The 18,982-nt window shown below is 40.6% G+C and carries 14 protein-coding genes; 11 read left to right on the forward strand and 3 right to left on the reverse strand.

All coding sequences use genetic code 11. From position 1 onward, the window contains the following. Positions 1-11: 11 nt before the first annotated feature. Positions 12-1,298, forward strand: a complete 1,287-nt coding sequence (purD, locus tag ACERCF_RS00550; protein ID WP_373624250.1) for a phosphoribosylamine--glycine ligase — start codon at positions 12-14, stop codon at positions 1,296-1,298. A 58-nt stretch (positions 1,299-1,356) separates the two neighbouring features. Here purD and ACERCF_RS00555 read toward each other — a convergent pair whose 3' ends face one another. Continuing rightward, the gene (locus tag ACERCF_RS00555; protein ID WP_373624251.1) at positions 1,357-2,145 is read right to left on the reverse strand and encodes a Slam-dependent surface lipoprotein; all 789 of its coding nucleotides are present in this window, start codon (positions 2,143-2,145) and stop codon (positions 1,357-1,359) included. Positions 2,146-2,473: 328 nt separating this feature from the next. Between ACERCF_RS00555 and malQ the strand changes: the two genes are divergently transcribed. Further along, positions 2,474-4,342, forward strand: coding sequence for a 4-alpha-glucanotransferase (gene malQ, locus ACERCF_RS00560; RefSeq protein WP_373624316.1), 1,869 nt, complete (start codon positions 2,474-2,476; stop codon positions 4,340-4,342). Positions 4,343-4,400: 58 nt separating this feature from the next. Here malQ and pnuC read toward each other — a convergent pair whose 3' ends face one another. Beyond that, entirely contained in the window at positions 4,401-5,141 is a 741-nt protein-coding gene (gene pnuC, locus ACERCF_RS00565) for a nicotinamide riboside transporter PnuC (RefSeq protein WP_373624252.1), read from the reverse strand. 78 nt (positions 5,142-5,219) lie between these two features. Continuing rightward, complete coding sequence (gene cysZ / locus ACERCF_RS00570; protein WP_373624253.1) at positions 5,220-6,098, reverse strand: sulfate transporter CysZ; 879 nt, start codon at positions 6,096-6,098, stop codon at positions 5,220-5,222. A 113-nt stretch (positions 6,099-6,211) separates the two neighbouring features. Here cysZ and zipA point away from each other — a divergent pair, with 113 nt between their 5' ends. From zipA to ACERCF_RS00615, 9 genes are all read left to right on the forward strand, one after another. Then, the gene (zipA, locus tag ACERCF_RS00575) at positions 6,212-7,138 is read left to right on the forward strand and encodes a cell division protein ZipA (protein ID WP_373624254.1); all 927 of its coding nucleotides are present in this window, start codon (positions 6,212-6,214) and stop codon (positions 7,136-7,138) included. A gap of 65 nt (positions 7,139-7,203) precedes the next feature. Then, positions 7,204-9,261, forward strand: a complete 2,058-nt coding sequence (ligA, locus tag ACERCF_RS00580; RefSeq protein WP_373624255.1) for an NAD-dependent DNA ligase LigA — start codon at positions 7,204-7,206, stop codon at positions 9,259-9,261. A 77-nt stretch (positions 9,262-9,338) separates the two neighbouring features. Continuing rightward, on the forward strand, positions 9,339-10,355 hold the full coding sequence (gene galE, locus ACERCF_RS00585) for a UDP-glucose 4-epimerase GalE (protein WP_373624256.1): 1,017 nt from the start codon (positions 9,339-9,341) through the stop codon (positions 10,353-10,355). Between the two features lie 60 nt (positions 10,356-10,415). Then, positions 10,416-11,588: a hypothetical protein gene (locus tag ACERCF_RS00590; RefSeq protein WP_373624257.1), complete on the forward strand. Its 1,173-nt coding sequence runs from the start codon at positions 10,416-10,418 to the stop codon at positions 11,586-11,588. A gap of 75 nt (positions 11,589-11,663) precedes the next feature. Further along, on the forward strand, positions 11,664-12,956 hold the full coding sequence (locus tag ACERCF_RS00595; RefSeq protein WP_373624258.1) for an AmpG family muropeptide MFS transporter: 1,293 nt from the start codon (positions 11,664-11,666) through the stop codon (positions 12,954-12,956). 231 nt (positions 12,957-13,187) lie between these two features. Continuing rightward, a complete protein-coding gene (locus ACERCF_RS00600; RefSeq protein WP_373624259.1) occupies positions 13,188-13,976 on the forward strand; it encodes an ABC transporter ATP-binding protein in 789 nt (262 codons plus the stop codon). Next, positions 13,973-14,854, forward strand: a complete 882-nt coding sequence (locus ACERCF_RS00605; protein WP_373624260.1) for an ABC transporter substrate-binding protein — start codon at positions 13,973-13,975, stop codon at positions 14,852-14,854. The genes ACERCF_RS00600 and ACERCF_RS00605 overlap by 4 nt, the downstream gene beginning before the upstream one ends. Beyond that, positions 14,854-16,803 (forward strand): Fe(3+)-hydroxamate ABC transporter permease FhuB, encoded by a 1,950-nt coding sequence (gene fhuB / locus ACERCF_RS00610; protein WP_373624261.1) that lies wholly within the window; start codon positions 14,854-14,856, stop codon positions 16,801-16,803. The genes ACERCF_RS00605 and fhuB overlap by 1 nt, the downstream gene beginning before the upstream one ends. Positions 16,804-16,830: 27 nt before the next feature. Next, positions 16,831-18,963, forward strand: coding sequence for a TonB-dependent siderophore receptor (locus ACERCF_RS00615; protein WP_373624262.1), 2,133 nt, complete (start codon positions 16,831-16,833; stop codon positions 18,961-18,963). The last annotated feature ends 19 nt before the right edge of the window (positions 18,964-18,982 follow it).

Consider the following 18,982-nt stretch of genomic DNA (forward strand, 5'->3'; position numbering starts at 1 on the left):
CAAGGAATTATATGAACATTTTAATTATCGGCAATGGTGGGCGTGAACACGCTCTTGCGTGGAAAGTCCGCCAATCTCCATTAGCAGACAAGGTTTTTGTTGCACCAGGTAATGCAGGAACAGCCACCGAAAACGGCATTGAAAATGTGGCGATTTCAGGTACAGATTTAAACGCATTAGTCGCTTTTGCCAAAGAAAACGATATCGGCTTAACCATTGTCGGCCCTGAAGCCCCATTAGTTGTAGGCGTGGCTGATGCTTTTCGTGCCAACGGTTTAACGATTTTCGGACCAACCCAAGCTGCCGCACAATTAGAAGGTTCAAAGGCATTTACCAAAGATTTCTTGGCTCGCCATCATATTCCAACCGCTGAATACCAAAACTTTACCGAAGTTGAACCTGCCCTTGCTTATCTGAAAGAAAAAGGTGCGCCTATTGTGATTAAAGCGGACGGCTTAGCTGCTGGCAAAGGCGTGATTGTTGCAATGACATTACAAGAAGCCGAAGATGCTGTGTGTGATATGCTTTCAGGCAACGCCTTTGGCGAGGCTGGAAGCCGTGTAGTAATTGAAGAATTTTTAGATGGAGAAGAAGCTAGTTTCATCGTAATGGTTGATGGCGAACATGTTGAGCCAATGGCAACCTCGCAAGATCATAAACGTGTGGGCGAAGGCGATAAAGGCTTGAACACAGGCGGAATGGGGGCTTACTCTCCAGCTCCAGTTGTAACCGCTGAAATTCATAACCGTGTAATGGAAGAAATTATTTACCCAACAGTGCGTGGTATGGCAAGCGAAAATAATCCTTACACCGGCTTTTTATATGCAGGTTTAATGATTATGCCAAATGGTCAGCCGAAAGTGATTGAATTTAACTGCCGCTTTGGTGACCCTGAAACCCAACCGATTATGATGCGTTTAGAATCAGATTTAGTCGAACTTTGCTTGAAAGCCTGTGAGGGCAAATTAGATACCATTCAATCAAAATGGTGTGAACAAGCCGCTCTTGGCATTGTGTTAGCTGCCGAAGGCTACCCTGCTGATTACCGCAAAGGCGATGAAATCACAGGTATTCCAACTGCTACGCAAGATAAAAAAGTATTCCTAGCCGGCGTGGAACAAAAAGAGGGCAAATTGCTCACTAATGGCGGGCGTGTGCTTTGTGCCACCGCTTTAGGAAACAGCGTGTTTGAGGCTCAACAAAAAGCCTTAGAGCTTGCCGAGCAAATTCAATGGCAAGATAAATTCTACCGTAGAGATATTGGTTATCGGGCTGTTGCGAGAGAGCAAGTAAAATAAATGATAAAAAATTAAGGCATATAATTGTTATATGCCTTAAATATTTTAAGCTACTTAATTACTTAGCTTGAGCAGCGCCAAATGAACCTGCCCAACTTTCGTTATCAGTAAACACACCACCTAATTCTTTCGCATTATCTCCATAGAATTTACCATCCACAGAGGCAGATTTTGCAAAATCACTTGATGATGCCGTTCCTGTGAAATTATTATTACTAATATTTGCATTCACATTAATTGGCTTCATAGTATCAACATTCAGCGTGCCTGATAATTTCTTGTTTGAGAAATCTGCTGTGAATTGTGAATGCCCTTTTAAATAATCTTCATCTTCAAAATGTTCTGTTTGCCCTGCAATAATTACATGCCCACTATAACTTGCTGTACCTGCTGTTGGCATATCTTTGGTTGGGTTACCATTATGGAAGAAATAAGCATTGCCATCTTCTCCACCTTCATAAGCTCCAAACTTCACATCGCTATATGTACTACAACAGCTATGTAATGCTGTATCACGAACTAAAATATCACTCCAGCCCCCACTGCTAATACCAGGATAGTTAATTTGAATATCTTTCCCATCTACGCTAATTTTATTCAAATTAGGATCCAATAATCTTGATTTTGAAATACTTACGCTATCTTCATCGCCTTTGGCTTTAATAACAAGAACATTTCCCGTATATGGTGATGTAGTCAGCGCTCCACTTACATTTGTTGATGGAGAGCTATTAACACCTACACTTGGTAGTTGAGCCGATTTTTCACTCGAGCCTCCACTACTACCACAAGCCGCGATCATTGCACAAGCAACAAGACTTAAACTAAATTTAGCCATTTTCATCATAAATTTCCTCTAGTTATTAAAGATACTCTATTAGTTGAAGTAATAGCATAAAAAATATTAAATAACAATCTTATAAACATTCTTTTTTAGTTCACTAAGATTTATTCTTTCACAAATTTTTATTATGCTATGAGTAGTCATTAAAAAATAATAAATAACTGAGGAATAAGATGGGAAATCTTACCATAACCCAATACTTCTACGACCCTAACATTAAGGAACAAGCTACCCCTGCCGTATTTGAAAAAATCGAGCAAATTCTAAATAACGTTCCCGATTTGCAAAAAATAACAAAATCCTACCGCTTGTAAAAGTGATTACACAAACAATGGAGGAACAAGCGGTCGAAATTCCACTTTCTTTTGCAGGTGATAAAGCACATTGGACAATCACACTTGAAAATGGCGACCAATTAACAGGCGAAATTGAAACAAGTGAAGACGCGATTTTAGCTCTACCAAAAGATCTTCCTTTGGGCTATCACACACTTTCCCTTAAAATAGCAAATACAGAGGAAAATTGCTCTCTAATTGTTACTCCTGAAAAAGCTTTCCAACCTGCTCCATTACAGCAGCAGAAAAAATTATGGGGAGCGTTTTTACAGCTTTATACCCTACGCTCTGCCCAAAACTGGGGCGTGGGTGATTTTGGCGATTTAAAGCAATTTCTTGCGAATATTGCCAATTACGGTGCAGATTTTGTTGGGCTTAATCCAATTCACGCTCTCTTTCCAGCTAATCCTGAAGGGGCAAGCCCTTACAGCCCATCTTCTCGCTTATGGCAAAATATTCTCTATATTGATATCAACGCCGTTGAGGCATTCAAGCAATCAAAAAAAGCCCAAGAATGGTTTAACTCTACGGATATTCAACAGCAACTTGCCAGCTTAAGGGCTAAAGATTATGTGGATTATAGTGCAGTAACCAAGCTCAAATTAACCGCATTACGTTTTGCTTTTGAGCAATTTTCAACCCAAAACCAAGCAAAATTTGATGATTTTATTGAGCAATCGGGAGAATCGTTAAAAATTCAAGCCACTTTTGATGCCTTACATCAACACTTTTCGGAACAACTTGGTCAGCACGGTGGTTGGGCTGATTGGGCGGAGGAATATCAAGATTATCACGCGCCTAAAGTTGCCGAATTTCAGCAAACTCAAGCCGAACTTGTCCGTTTTTATATGTGGCTACAATTCATCGCTATTCAGCAATTAGCCGAATGTGATCGTTTCGCCAAATCATTAAATATGCCGATTGGATTCTACCGTGATTTAGCGGTGGGCGTAACCAATAATGGAGCAGAAACGTGGGCAGATAAGGCATTATTTGTGCAAGAGGCTTCCATCGGAGCACCGCCTGATATGCTTGCTCCGAATGGACAAGGTTGGGGGCTTTCGCCAATGCACCCGCATATTTTACAAAGTCGTGGTTATCAGCCATTTATTGATTTAGTGCGTGCTAATATGAAATATTGTGGTGCGTTACGCATCGATCATATTCTTGGCTTTGCCCGTATGTGGTGGGTAGCAAATGGCGAATCGGCTAAAGAAGGGATTTATGTTCGCTACCCGTTAGATGCTCTGCTTTCCATTTTGGCGTTAGAGAGCCAACGCCACCAATGTTTAGTGATTGCTGAAGCACTAGGCATTGTGCCGGAAGGGATTTTAGAGGCTCTTGAGCAAAAAGGCATTTTTGCTTATAACATTTTCTATTTTGAAAAAGCAGAAAATGCTGTCAAACCGCTGGAAGATTACCCTTATCAAGCAATGACTACCCTTAGCACGCACGATTTACCCACTATTCAAGGCTATTGGAAAGGTTATGATTTTGAGTTAGGCGAAAAATTTGATACTTACCCAAGTAAAGCAGTGGTGAGAAAGCTGAAAGAAGATCGCTCTTATGACCGTTTAAATATCCGCACCGCAGTGGAAAAGATAATGGAACTTGAGCCGAATGAAGTGGGGGTAACAATGAAATTTACTCATCAATTACAACGCTATGTGGCTCACACCAACAGTGCATTATTTGGCACGCAGCCCGAAGATTGGCTGAATATGTTAGAGCCTGTGAACATTCCGGGAACAAGTACAGAGTATCCAAACTGGCGAAGAAAATTATCCGCAACAACCGATCAGATTTTTGCAAACTCTGATATCCAAAAATTGCTTACGGACATCAACGCCATTCGCAAGAAATAGTGTAACAAGCGGTTGTTTTTTCGTAAATTTTTACCAAAAAACAACCGCTTGTATTTCATCATCTAATCTCTTTCTGATGATTTCTATGTAGTTTAATCCAGTTGTAATAACCGTAAATGGAGTTACACAGGTACATCACATACATCACTAACAATGGCAAGCTGGTTTCGCCGTTTTGGAAGTACATTGCCGCCCAAAGTGAAATCGTCATAATATTCACGATAATCCACAATGCCCATTGTTCACGGTAACGTAGCACCATTAAGATTTGAGCCACGATTGAAATCACTACCGTTGCCCCATCAAGCACAGGTAAAGCACTATCTAAGTATTTCAGTAATTCAACATACAGGAAAGTCCCAACAATAGCGGAAATAATCACAATCCCCCATTGCTTAGCGGTTAAGGCTTTTGCAATCACTTCCTCTACCCCTGCGTTATTTACCGTATTTTGGCTGGTCATATTTTTACGCCAGAAATAGAAGCCGATAAATTGCACTGGCACATAAACCAGTAAATTTAGCATCATTTCTCCATAAAGCTGAAAAGTATATGAAATATAAGCATAAAGAGAAACAGAGATTAAGCCGAAAAAGTAGTTGCTGATTTTCCCTTTACCCACAAAAACAACACACAAGATACCAGTGATTGCTGCAATGGTGGCAATCCAGCTATCTGGTTGATAAATAAAAATGGCAATTTGTATCGCAAGGAAAGTTAATAACCACCCCGCTTCAAATTTAGTCCAGCCACCAAAAAATTCTTGTTTTAATTTTGTTGAAAATGATGAGTCGTGCATACCTGCCTCCGATGTAAAAAATACATTTCAAATCATAGAGCATAAAAACCAAAAAAGCAAAATTAAGTAAAGGGAATTTTACTTAGGCTGAATATCGCCTTTTCTCACCTCTGCACTTACCTCGCCTGAACGAGTTTCTGTACTGACTGCCGTTCCTGAGCGTTTAAAAGTGTAGTCGGCTTTGCTAAACTCGCCTGTTTGATTATTTAAGAAGAAACGGCGATATTCATTTACCCATAACGCCGTTGCTCCACAAACTGCCACAGGCATTACCACTAAATTCACAAATGGGATCATCGTAAATAGGCTCACTAACGCACCGAAGGTAAAATTAAGGGTACGATATTGTGCAAGTGCATTTCTCATACGTTGAAAGCTGATTTTGTGGTTATCAAACGGATAGTCGCAATACTGAATTGCAATCAACCACGCCCCAAACATAAAGGTAAGAATAGGCACAATGGTTTGCCCTACCACAGGCAAAAATCCAAGCACAAAAAGGGCAATTAATCTTGGAATGCTGTACATCATTTTTTGCCATTCACGTTTTAGCATTCGTGGCACATCTTTTAGCATTGCTCCGAAAGACATATCGCCCAATGGCTCGCCCGTAAGTTGCAGCTCTACTTTTTCAGCCAGTAAACCGTTAAAAGGAGCTGCTATGAAGTTTGCCAATGTGGTAAAGGCAAAATAAAATCCAACTAAAATCATTAAAAAAATCAGCGGAATTAAAATAAAACTTAGCCAATCCAGCCAAGCAGGTAATAACATTGCCAATAAGCCCCCAATATTGGCAAAAAATGCCCATATTAACCCCACCATTAGCACCGTATTAATCAAAATCGGAAAAATTACAAAGGGTAAAAATTCACGTTGTAGTAACAACTTCCAGCCATAAATAAAGTAGTGGAAACCAAGCCCTACTTGGGTTTGTGGCTGTGAAAAAGCAGAAGACATAATCATTCCTTATTTTTTATCAAAAATTTGTTAGAATATGGTAAGCTACGCACATTATTTTCGCAAATATGAAAATGTATTTTTTACTAATTATTTAAAATAAAGAGGACACAATGGAACTACATATTATTTTCTTTATTCTAGCCGGATTATTGATTGCGATCTTAATCGGCTTTAGTATTTGGTCTGCCCGCCGTGAAAAATCGAACATTTTCTCAAATACATTTTCAAGTAGACCTGTTGTTGTGCCTCCACCAAGTAATGAGCTAAATAGCCCTATTCCTGCTTCATTGCAACCACAAGCGAATGAATATCAAGCAATGTCTGTGCCAGAAGAAAATCCACAACAAATCCAACAGGAAGTGGAAAGCTCATTGCAAAATATCAAAATCAGCTTACCGGGAGAGCCTCAAATTCAGCCCGTACAGCCTTTTCAGCAGCCTATCCAGCAACTTATGGCAGAACCTGCCGGTAGTACTTATGGTCAGCAAATTTCTAATCAGCAACATATTCAAAATACGCCTGATTTTGCGAACCCAACGATTAATGTCTCAATAACCCCTGAACTTGTGCCTGAGGAAGAAGCTCAAGTTTCAGCGGTAGAACAAACCGATGCAGTGCAAGCAACAGAAGAAGAAAATCCATTTGTAACGCTCTATGTTTATGCACCGCAAAATGAGCTATTTCGTGGCGACTATGTGGTTCACTACTTGGAAGAAGTTGGATTGCGTTTTGGCGAACACCAAATTTTCCACCGCCATCAACACATTGACGATTCGCTCAGCCCGATTATTTTCAGTGCAGCAAACTTAATGAACCCGGGTACATTTGATTTACACAATATTGCTAACTTCTCGACCGCAGGCTTGGTGCTATTTATGCAATTACCAACTGAAGGCAATGATATTGTGAATATGAAATTATTACTAAGCAATGCGGAACACTTGGCATCATCGCTCGGCGGTTATTTATATGACGATGCTCAGCAGCCATTTAGCGAAGAATCTCGCCAACGTTATATGCAACAAGTAATGCACTAATTGCAAAAATAATTGTTTTTCCGACCGCTTGTTACAAGCGGTCTTTTTTGTAGAGAATTTTACCAATGTCTTTATTTAGTCAAGGCTCTTTATTTGAAGAAGATACAACGCCAACGTTAGTTGAACAAATCGAACAACTTCACCAAAAATTACGTCAATACGAATTTGAATATCACGTTTTAGATAATCCAAGTGTGCCAGATGCAGAATATGATCGCTTAATGAACGAGCTGAAAAATATTGAATGGCAACACCCAGAGCTGATTACCGCCGATTCTCCAACGCAACGAGTGGGTGCAAAACCATTAGCTGGTTTTGCTCAAGTTACGCACGAAATCCCAATGCTTTCGTTAGATAATGCCTTTGGCGATGAAGATTTAGACGGTTTTTTACGCCGAATGGAGAGCTATATTACGGCTAATCCAAACGAATTAGTCTTCTGCTGCGAGCCAAAATTAGACGGCCTAGCCGTGAGTATTTTGTATGAAAATGGCTTGCTTACCCGTGCGGCAACTCGAGGCGATGGCACAACAGGCGAAGACATTACGGCAAATATCCGCACCATTCGTAATGTTCCGTTAAAACTCAATACGCTTAATCCACCAGCTCGCTTAGAAATTCGTGGCGAAGTGTTTATGCCCCAAGTTGGTTTCAATGAGTTAAATGAAAAAGCCTTAGCCAAAGGTGAGAAAGTTTTTGCTAACCCTCGTAATGCGGCTGCTGGGTCGTTACGCCAGTTAGATCCGAAAATTACTCGCCAACGCCCACTTGTGCTAAATGCTTATGGCATTGGTGTTTATGAAAGTGATGATGAATTACCAAACACTCAGTTTGAGCGTTTGCAATGGCTGAAATCGTTTGGCATTCCCGTCAATAATGAAATCCGATTAGCTCAAGGCAAAGCGGAACTCTTAGCTTATTATGCCGACATTCAAGCTAAACGCCCAACGCTAGGCTATGATATTGATGGCACAGTGTTAAAAGTCAATGATATCGCCTTACAAGAACCTCTTGGTTTTATCTCCCGTTCTCCCCGTTGGGCGATTGCTTATAAATTCCCTGCTCAAGAGCAGATGACGGTTTTAAAAGATGTCGAGTTTCAAGTTGGACGAACAGGGGCAATCACGCCTGTGGCTAAATTAGAGCCTGTATTTGTGGCAGGCGTAACAGTAAGTAATGCCACGCTCCACAATGGCGATGAAATTGAACGTTTAGGTATTGTCATTGGCGATACTGTGATTATTCGCCGTGCAGGTGATGTGATCCCACAAATTACAGGGGTGGTTGCTGAACGCCGACCTGAAAATGCAAAAAAAATTGAATTTCCGACCGCTTGTCCTATCTGTAACTCTGCGGTTGTTCGGGTAGAAGGCGAGGCGGTGGCTCGTTGTACGGGCGGTTTATTCTGTGGGGCTCAGCGTAAAGAGGCATTGAAACATTTCGTTTCTCGCAAAGCAATGGATATTGACGGCGTGGGCGAGAAACTGATTGAACAGTTAATGTCTCGTGAGTTAATTAAAACGCCAGCCGATCTATTCAAGCTCGATCACACAACCTTAATGCGACTTGAGAGAATGGGCGAAAAATCAGCTCAAAATGCACTAAATAGCATCGAAAAAGCGAAAAATACTACCCTTCCTCGCTTTTTATTCTCACTAGGTATTCGTGAAGTGGGCGAGGCAACCGCTCTCAACTTAGCGAACCACTTTGGCAGTTTAGAAGCAATCCGCCAAGCCAACTTTGAGCAATTAAAAGAGGTACAAGATGTGGGCGAAGTGGTGGCAAACCGTATTGTGAGCTTCTGGCAAGAGCCGCATAATGTGGAAGTAGTGGAAGATTTAATTGCTCAAGGCGTACGCTGGGAAAACGTGGTTAAAACTGAAATTGCCGATAATCCACTAAAAGACAAAAACGTGGTATTAACAGGCACGCTTACTCAGCTGACCCGTGATGAAGCCAAAGCCTTATTACAAAGTCTAGGCTGCAAAGTATCAGGCTCGGTTTCAAGCAAAACCGACTATCTCATCGCAGGCGAAAAAGCAGGCTCAAAACTAGCTAAAGCCCAAGAATTGGGTATTCAGATTTTAACTGAGCAAGATTTTATTGAACTAACACAGCATTAATATTCGTCAAAATAGTAAAAAACGTCTAGAATGCAAGCGGTAACTTTCGTAACAAACTTTGCAAAAAGGAACACAAAATGGCAATTTTAGTAACAGGCGGTGCGGGGTACATCGGTTCTCATACCTTAGTTGAGTTATTAAACGAAAACCGTGAAATTGTGGTGTTAGACAATCTCTCTAACTCCTCTGAGGTTTCGCTTGAACGTGTAAAACAGATTACGGGTAAAAGCGTAAGATTCTATCAAGGCGATATTTTAGATCGCGATATGTTACGCAAGATTTTCGCGGAAAATCAAATTGAATCGGTAATTCACTTTGCAGGCTTAAAAGCGGTAGGCGAAAGCGTGAGAGAGCCACTACGTTACTATCAAAACAATGTGACGGGATCGATTGTTTTAGTAGAAGAAATGCTAAAAGCAAACGTGAATACGATTGTGTTTAGCTCGTCTGCAACCGTTTATGGAGATCCTCAAATCATTCCAATTGTGGAATCTTGCCCTGTAGGCGGCACAACTAACCCTTACGGCACATCAAAATATATGGTGGAACGCATTCTTGAAGATACCGTTAAAGCCTTCCCACAATTAAGTGCGGTAGTATTACGTTATTTTAACCCTGTTGGGGCTCACGAAAGCGGCTTAATTGGCGAAGATCCGAACGGCATTCCAAATAACCTAATGCCATTTATCAGCCAAGTTGCAGTGGGTAAATTACCACAACTTTCTGTCTTTGGTGGCGATTATTCTACTCACGATGGTACAGGCGTGCGTGATTATATTCACGTTGTTGATTTAGCTATCGGGCACTTAAAAGCATTAGAAAAACACCAAGGCGATGCTGGTTTCCACATCTATAATTTAGGCACAGGCACAGGCTATTCCGTATTAGATATGGTAAAAGCATTTGAAAACGCAAATGGTATTACTATTCCATATAAAATTACCGACCGCCGCCCGGGCGATATTGCCGTTTGCTACTCTGCTCCTCAAAAAGCCCTCGAACAACTCGGCTGGAAAACCGAGCGTGGCTTAGAGCAAATGATGAAAGACACTTGGAATTGGCAAAAGAATAATCCGAATGGATATAAAGGTTAAAACACAAAGGGAGATAATATCTCCCTTTATCATTTTAATATTCTCTTTTAGGTAATCCTGATGAAAAAATCTATCCCATTAATCTTGAGCTTTTTCTCGGCTTCGCTATTCGCCGAAGTTCAGCTTTCTCCGCTGGCTCTCACTGAAATCGGGAAAGTGAGCCAATTTGATCTCTCAGAACAAGGCGAATTAATCTTTATTAATCGTCAAAATGAACTATGGAAGATGGTTAATCAAGCTCAAAAATTAGCAGATGGCGTTTCAACTGAGATTGAACCCAAAGCCCAGCACCAACGAATTGCGTTAGCGGATAAGAACGGATATTTTATGTTGTGGACGGCAGATAAAATCTATACTTCCGATATTCCACTTGCTCCAAAAGCAACAATGGTTTCTCTTAATTTTGCTACCATTGCTGTAACTAAACAACACGGGCAATTTATGTTAGCTAGAATTGAAACGCAAGGAAACCAAGTAACTATTACTGCCAGCGCAGAAACCGAAGTCTTGCCTGATACTCACCCTCTGCAAATTGATTTTGATTCTGAAACACCTAACCAAGGGCATATTGCTGTACTTGCAAAGCCTGATGATGCCACCTATCAACACGGTGTATTAGGCGATGATATAGAGGCAGGAGAAATTCAATTCCTAGAACGCCATACCCTTAAACCATTAGCAGAAAAACTAACTCAGAAAGGGCGAGTTTTTGAGGCAAATCGTTTTGCGACTTTAACGGAAAATGGAAAAACCAAATTGATTTCCGTAATAGCTGGCGATGGTAATGGAGCCAGTACCGCTGTAATTAGCCTTAAAGAAGGCAAATTATTGATAGAAATAGAAAGTGAGTCTCTGCCAACTAACCGTTGGCAATCGCCATTTAGCTTTAACAATAAGCTCTATGCCATCCAAATGCCGCATTTAAAAGGTAATTTGGTCGAATACAGCCTCAAGGGCAACCGCTTAACCGAACGTTTTATTACCTCCGGCTTAAGCAACCACCGCTATGGTGACTATGAAACCAATTTAGCTGCAGCAACAGACCATTTTGCAATTATCCCCAAAGCAGGATATCAACAATTGATTGTACTAGGTAAAACAGGTAACATCACAGAATTACCAATGGTCCTGCCGGCTGAGATCAAACAAACCAAAGCCTATGCTAATAAAGTCTATTTATTATTAAAAAATGGGCAAATTTGGATAGCTGAAGAAAAGCAAAATAACTTGTAGGTTAGATTTAACGCTTTATGAAAGCTGGCTACGATTAGCTTCTCTGCATCTCACTTTGCAAAATTTAGGAAAAATATGACCGCTTACACGCCTGAAAATAACGTTCAAAAACTCTCTATTTGGCAGCAAATTTTCACAAAAAATATGCTCCTTTGTATCTATACGGGTTTTTGTTCTGGTTTGCCGTTATTTGTATTAATTCAGCTAATGCCTGCGTGGTTAACCAGTGCAAATTTGGATATTAAAACCATCGCAGCATTTACGCTAACCTCTCTTCCCTACACTTGGAAATTCTTATGGGCTGCGTTGTTAGACCGCTATTTTCCGCCATTTTTGGGCAGACGTAGAAGCTGGATTTTTATTTCTCAAATCGGGCTTTTAGTGATTTTAGCCAGTTTCGGCTTGTTTGACCCAGTCAAAGATATTTCGATTATTGTTACTCTTTCAGTGCTATTGGCGTTTCTTTCTGCCACCCAAGATATTGTGGTGGATGCTTTCCGCCGTGAGATTTTATCGGATAAAGAACTAGGTTTAGGTAACTCCATTCACGTTAATGCTTACCGTATTGCAGGTTTAATTCCCGGTGGCTTATCGCTGTTTTTAGCGGATCACTACGCTTGGGATACGGTTTTCCTGATTACTTCAGCTTTTTTAGTACCTTGTTTATTTGTTACGCTCATCGCAGCTGAGCCTAACCATAAACCAATTGACCGTTCCAAGCCGTTTTATATGGCGTTTGTGGATCCATTCAAGGAGTTTTTTACTCGTAAAGGTGTGGCTGGGGCTATCGGGTTAATTCTGTTTATTTTCCTCTATAAATTGGGTGATTCTCTCGCCACCACATTGCAAACTAAATTTATTTTAGATATGGGTTTTACCAAATCACATATTGCAGGCATTGTGAAAATGACCTCACTTTGGTGTAGCGTTGGCGGCGGCATTATCGGCGGTATTGCGATGTTGAAATTAGGCGTAAACCGTGCATTGTGGTTATTTGGCTTAGTTCAATTAGTAACCATTTTAGGCTTTGCTTATCTTGCCAGCTTTGGGCATTTTCCAACAGAAACTATTGGTGCTGCCGAGCTTTGGAAACTAGGTTTAGTAATGACAGGTGAATATCTGGGCGTGGGTTTAGGCACAGCGGCTTTCGTTGCCTTTATGGCTCGTGAAACTAATCCCGCTTACACTGCAATGCAGCTCGCCATTTTCACCAGCCTTGCTGCCCTACCAAGCAAAATGTTAGGGGCATACACCGGGCATTTAGTGGAAATGATGGGCTATTACCAATTCTTCTGGCTCTGTTTCTTTATCGGTATTCCGGGAATGCTGATGTTGTTTAAGGTTGCGCCTTGGGGACAAGCTGAATAGCTATTCATAAAAATAAGATTTTTTATTAAATATCCGACCACTTACAACCGATTGAATTACCTAGTAATTTAGTCGGTTATTTTTTATTTATCCTAAAATTTACCCTCATCTAAAACTAAATGATATTGACTTCCATTTATAATAAAAATATATTTAGCACCGTTTTCATAATAGATTTTCATCTACTCATTTTCATTTTGATTGATTTGGTGAGGTAATCCCACCTTTTTTATGCTCTTAAAACACAACACTATGATTCAAATAAATTCCATTAGCTACTCTGTTGAACAAAACCGTAAACTGCTAAGCAATATTTCCCTCAATTTAAGCAAGGGGCGTTTATATGGCGTAATAGGCCATAACGGCTCGGGTAAATCAACGTTAATGCGTTTACTAAGCGGAGATATAACACCTACCAGCGGTTCAATTTTAGTCGATGGATTACCACTTCATCAGCTTTCTACCAAAGAAGCGGCAAAACATATTGCCTATTTACCACAACGTTTACCTGAAGCGGCGGATTTCTTAGTGCAGGAACTGGTTGCTTTAGGGCGATTTCCATACCAAAAATGGCTACACAAACCAACAGAGCTTGATGTTCAAATTGTTGAACAAGCAATGAAAAGCACCTCCGTTACTCAGTTTGCTAAACAGCCTGTAAATAGTCTATCAGGCGGAGAAAAACAACGAGTTTGGCTTGCTATGTGCTTAGCCCAACAACCCCCCTATTTACTGCTAGATGAGCCATTGGCTGCCCTTGATATTGTTTATCAAGTTGAAGTAATGCAGCTTATTCGTAAGTTAGTGAATGAACAAGGCTTAACAGTCATTATCATTATTCACGACATTAATCTTGCCTCCCAATTTTGTGATGAAATTATTGCGTTAAAGCAAGGCGAACTCTGTATTCAAGGTTCTGTTGATGAAATTATGCAAGAACAGAAATTACTTGAGATCTTCGGGCTAAAACTGCACTTGTTTAACCACCCTGCGGGCTTACATAAAGTGGCGGTATTATGATGTTTAGGCAATACAAGCGGTTCATTTTTCTCTTTATTTTGCAAATTTCTACCGCATTTGCTCAACCTAATATTTTTACACCAGATTGGTCTATTGCCTCTGCCCTTACTGAAATGGGAAATCCGCCCATTGCGATGGGGGATAAGCGAATTTATCCGCTATGGTCGCACCGCCCTATTCAGCCTAATAGCGTGTTAGATATTGGAGCGCGTTATCAGCCTAATCGCGAATTATTAGCACAGCTTCCTGTTGAATTGGTGCTATCAAACTTTTTCTACGCTCACTTGGCTTCTGTTTACCCGAAAGAAATTCCACAAATAGACGTGCTATTTGATGGTGGCAATACTGAACCTCAGCAACATTGGCATACTTACCAAAAAGCCACTCGTATGATTGGAACAGCGATTAAAAACCCTAATGCGGCAGAAGCATATTTAACGAAAACTGAACAAACGTTGGCTCAATGGGGGAAAGAAATCCTTAACAGTAATCCAGATATTGATTACTACTCTGTTGTTCAATTTGGCTCTCCGAGAGAGTTACGCATATATGCGTCTAATTCAATGTTCCGTGTAGCCTTTGATTTGATGGGCTTAAAACAAGCTGATTTAGGTGTGGGAGATCGCTGGGGAAATAAACTTATTCCTGTGAGTGATTTAGCTAAATTACCCGAACGCACCTGTTTAATTGTCATCTCACCTTTTTCTAAAATGACGCAAGCAGATTTAGAAAATAGCTACATTTGGCAACGTTTAGGATTTGGTAAAAACCGTTGTATGAAAGTATTACCGCCTGTTTGGCTCTTTGGTGGGGCTGATTCCATCTCGCACTTTGCTGAGTTTTTACACAATGCAATGACACAAGGAGAAAAAGAGTAATGAAATCATCATTCTTATTGATTGGCTGTATTCTTTTATCCTTAGTAACAGCTGTTATCCGTTTAAATATGGTCTGGGAGTGGGAATGGCAGTTGCTACTCATAAATGTTGATTTATTGCCGATTAATCAAGCTGCGGTAAAAGCAGCTCTTTTACCTGAAATGACAACGTCATTTTTAGCAGGCGGTTTATTGGCTATAGCCAGCAGTGGCTTACAACATATTGTCAGAAATAATTTAGCGTCAGATAGCACACTTGCCGTCAGTAGCGGGGCTCAACTTGCATTGATGATTGCGGTTATCTTTTTCCCAGCCGCCGAGCTTTTTTCTAGTTTCTGGATTGCGTTACTTGGCTCTTTAGCTGCTATCGTACTGGTTTTATTTATTGCTAAAGCCTCTAAGCTCAATCCCCTTACCCTTATTTTAGGGGGATTGATTGTTAATATTTTGTTTGGAGCTATTGCCTCTTTACTGACCCTTTTCTACTTTGATTTTTTATTTGGCGTGATGGTTTGGGGAAGTGGCTCACTTTTACAAGATGGTTGGGCAACTTCTATTACCTTAGCGATAACGGTAGTAGTTGCATTTTTTATCTTTGTCTTACTCTCTCGTCCACTCACAATTTTAAGTTTAGATGATGAACAAGCTCGTCGCTTAGGCGCGCCTGTTAATTTACTACGCTACTTAGTTATTTTTGTTTGTGCCGCCATTACAGCATTGGTTGTAAGCAAAATAGGTGTAATTGGCTTTATTGGATTTGCAGGTGCAAGTTTGGCTCATTTTGCCAAAATACGACATTTATTACTTCGCCTCTTGATTGCTTTTCTAGCGGGCGGATTTTTACTCTTTTTTACCAATAATCTCATCGGCATTGTTAGCAGAATTTACGACACTCTACTACCTGTTGGTGCATTTACCGCAACACTAGGCGCACCATTATTAATTTTCTTGGTATTACGCCAACGTAAAGCACAATTTGAAGCAAGCAATACAGCATACTTCCCCGTTAAACGCCTCAATTCGTGGAAACTGCCAATATTGTTGTTATGCGCTGGAGTTATCCTATTTTGTCTATTACAAATCATTGCTCCAACAATGAATGGCTGGGCTATTAGCATTGATGAAAACCTGATGAGTTCCTACCGCTTGCCTCGTAGTCTAAGTGCGATAGCAACAGGGGCAATGCTTGCGGTAAGTGGTAGCCTATTACAAATCTTAACGAGAAACCCAATGGCAAGCCCTGAAGTATTAGGCGTGAGTTCAGGGGCAACTATTGCTGCAGTACTGTCATTCTTACTTTTCCCAACATTATCTAGCATTGGCTTCTTGTTATTTGGTGTATTAGGGAGTTTGACTGTTCTCGCTCTTATTATGTGGCTCTCTCGTAAATTACAACCATCAGCGTTAATGATTACAGGTGTTGCTATTGGAGCTTTAGTCAGTGGCTTAATGGCTATTATTCAACTAAGCGGCAGCCCTCGTTTAACGGCAGTTATTAGTTGGCTGTCTGGCTCAACCTATTACGCTAATCCGAATACAGTTTGGATTTTATTATCTGTTGCAATCCTGCTTATCAGTGCCACTTTACTGTTTATCAAACCTTTACGCTTGATCTCACTTGGCGAAACCGTTTCTCTCCACTTAGGGTTAGAGGTTAAAAAGGTGCAGATGATTGTATTACTTTTAATCGCCCTAATGAGTGCCGCCTCTACGCTTGCTATAGGGCCAATGAGCTTCATTGGGCTAATGACCCCTCATTTAGCTAAACATTTAGGTGCAATTACACCGGAGAAACAGATCCCTATATCGGCATTATTAGGGGCAATGCTAATGCTCATTGCCGATTGGCTCGGGCGTTATCTAATTTTCCCTTATGAGATTGGGGCAGGCATTATTGCCTCTATTCTCGGGGGTATCTATTTCTTACTGTTACTCAAACAACATAAATAATTTTTTATTCATTACTTAGGAGAAATTATGAACACGCTATCTAAAGCGATAAAACTTGCCTTATACGGTTCTAGTATAGGGTTTATCTCAACAGCTTATGCTGAAACAGTTACTCATCTTAATACCGTTGAAGTAAGCGCCGAAACGCCAAATGCCTCATCGGAAGAAACTGGACGTTATGCACAGAAAAAAGCCAAAGGCTCTAATGGAATGGGATTGAGTGCGAAAGACACGCCACAAAGCGTAACGGCTGTAACGCATCAACAAATCAGAGATCAAAATCTTAATACGATTGCCAAAGCACTTGAAGCAACTCACGGTGTTTCTGTTTCTTTGCTTGACAGAGGACGCTATTCTTTCAGTGCTCGTGGTTTTGGGATTGATAAAGTCAAGGTAGATGGTATGGATCTCAAAGTAAATAACCAATGGACAACGGGCGAAAATACAGGCAACAGCGTGTTATACGACCGAGTAGAAGTTGTGCGTGGTGCTACAGGCTTAACTACTGGGGCGGGCGATCCCTCTGCAAGTGTTAATCTTGTTCGTAAACGAGCCAATAGCACTTCCCGTTATACTATTTTAGAAGCTGGAATCGGGCGTTATGCTGATTTCAATACAATGATTGACCATAGCCAAGCATTGAATAATTCAGGATCAGTAAGAGGCCGCTTTATTGCAGAGCATAAAAACGGTAATACGTTCATTAAAAATGAAAAAGAACGTTACACCACGCTTTATGGCAATATTGAAGCAGACTTAACTGACACTACCAAACTTGGGTTAGGTGTAAGTTATCAAAAAGAAAAACGTGATGCAGCACTTTGGGGTGGTTTACCCGCATTCTATAGCGATGGTGGTGAAACTAACTGGAGCAGAAGCAAAAATGCCAGCCCAGAATGGGCTTACTGGGATAATGAATCCGTAAACTATTTTGCCGATATTACACAAAAACTAGGCGAAAAATGGGAACTTGCATTAAAAGGCAATTACCGTGTAGGCAAACATAATTCGGAACTTTTCTATTTCAGCGGCTCATCACTCAATCGCCAAGATGGATTAGGCTGGTCGCCTTGGCCGGGCAAATTTAAAAATGATAATACGCAATCTAACGTGCAGCTCGATCTGACTGGCTCATTCTCTGCTTGGGGATTAGAACACGATGCGGCAATTGGTATTCAATACAATCGAGCACATCGTAATTCCTACGCTGCCGATAACAGCACCTTTGACGGAGCTTTCGACTTTAATAATTGGAATGGCATTTATGCTAGACCAAACTGGGGAAGTATGTCTGAAAAATACTACCAAAACTTAAAAGAGTTCGGGGTGTATGCTTCTACTCGTTTACGTCTTACGAATAGGCTGTCTATGCTTCTAGGTTCTCGTATTTCATCGTACCGCACAGAAGGCACTTTCTATGGTTCAACACAAAACTTCCACGCTAACGATGTTTGGACACCTTATGCAGGATTAACCTTTGATATTAATCCACAAAATACCGTTTATGTAAGTTATACCGATATTTTCAAACCACAAAGTCAAGTGGACATCAATAACAAACTACTCTCTCCTGTTACGGGCGAAACCTACGAAGCAGGTTGGAAAGGGAGTTATTTCAATGACAACTTGCAAACTCAAATTAGCGTATTTGAAACAAGACAAGATAATCTAGCTCAATCTGCCGGTATTAACCCTAATACATTATTAGCCTACTACACAGCCTCCAAAGGCGCGAAAGTTCGAGGCTTTGAAGTAGAAGCATCTGGAAATGTAACTGAAAAATTAAAACTCAGTGCAGGATATACTCAGTGGAAAGGCGATGATGCTTCAGGTAACCCAATTAACACAACTCAACCACGCAAACAATTTAAATTCTTTGCAACTTACGATATGAACCGTTTAGTGCAAGGTTTAACGGTAGGAGCAGGTGTAAACTGGCAAAGCAGAATTTATACCAAACACGCTACTTATGGCGAATATGGTCAAAAAGCTTACACTTTAGTGAATTTGATGGCTCGTTATCAATTTAATGACAACTTCTCAGCACAGCTTAACATTGATAACTTATTCGATAAAAAATATCGTAACGCCCTCAGCTTTAGCCAATATAGCTACGGTGAGCCATTCTATACACGCTTAAATTTACGCTATGAATTCTAATTCCGTATAACAAGCGGTC

The organism is Mannheimia kashgarensis (assembly GCF_041807705.1).
In the GTDB taxonomy this organism is placed as follows: Bacteria; Pseudomonadota; Gammaproteobacteria; order Enterobacterales; family Pasteurellaceae; genus Mannheimia.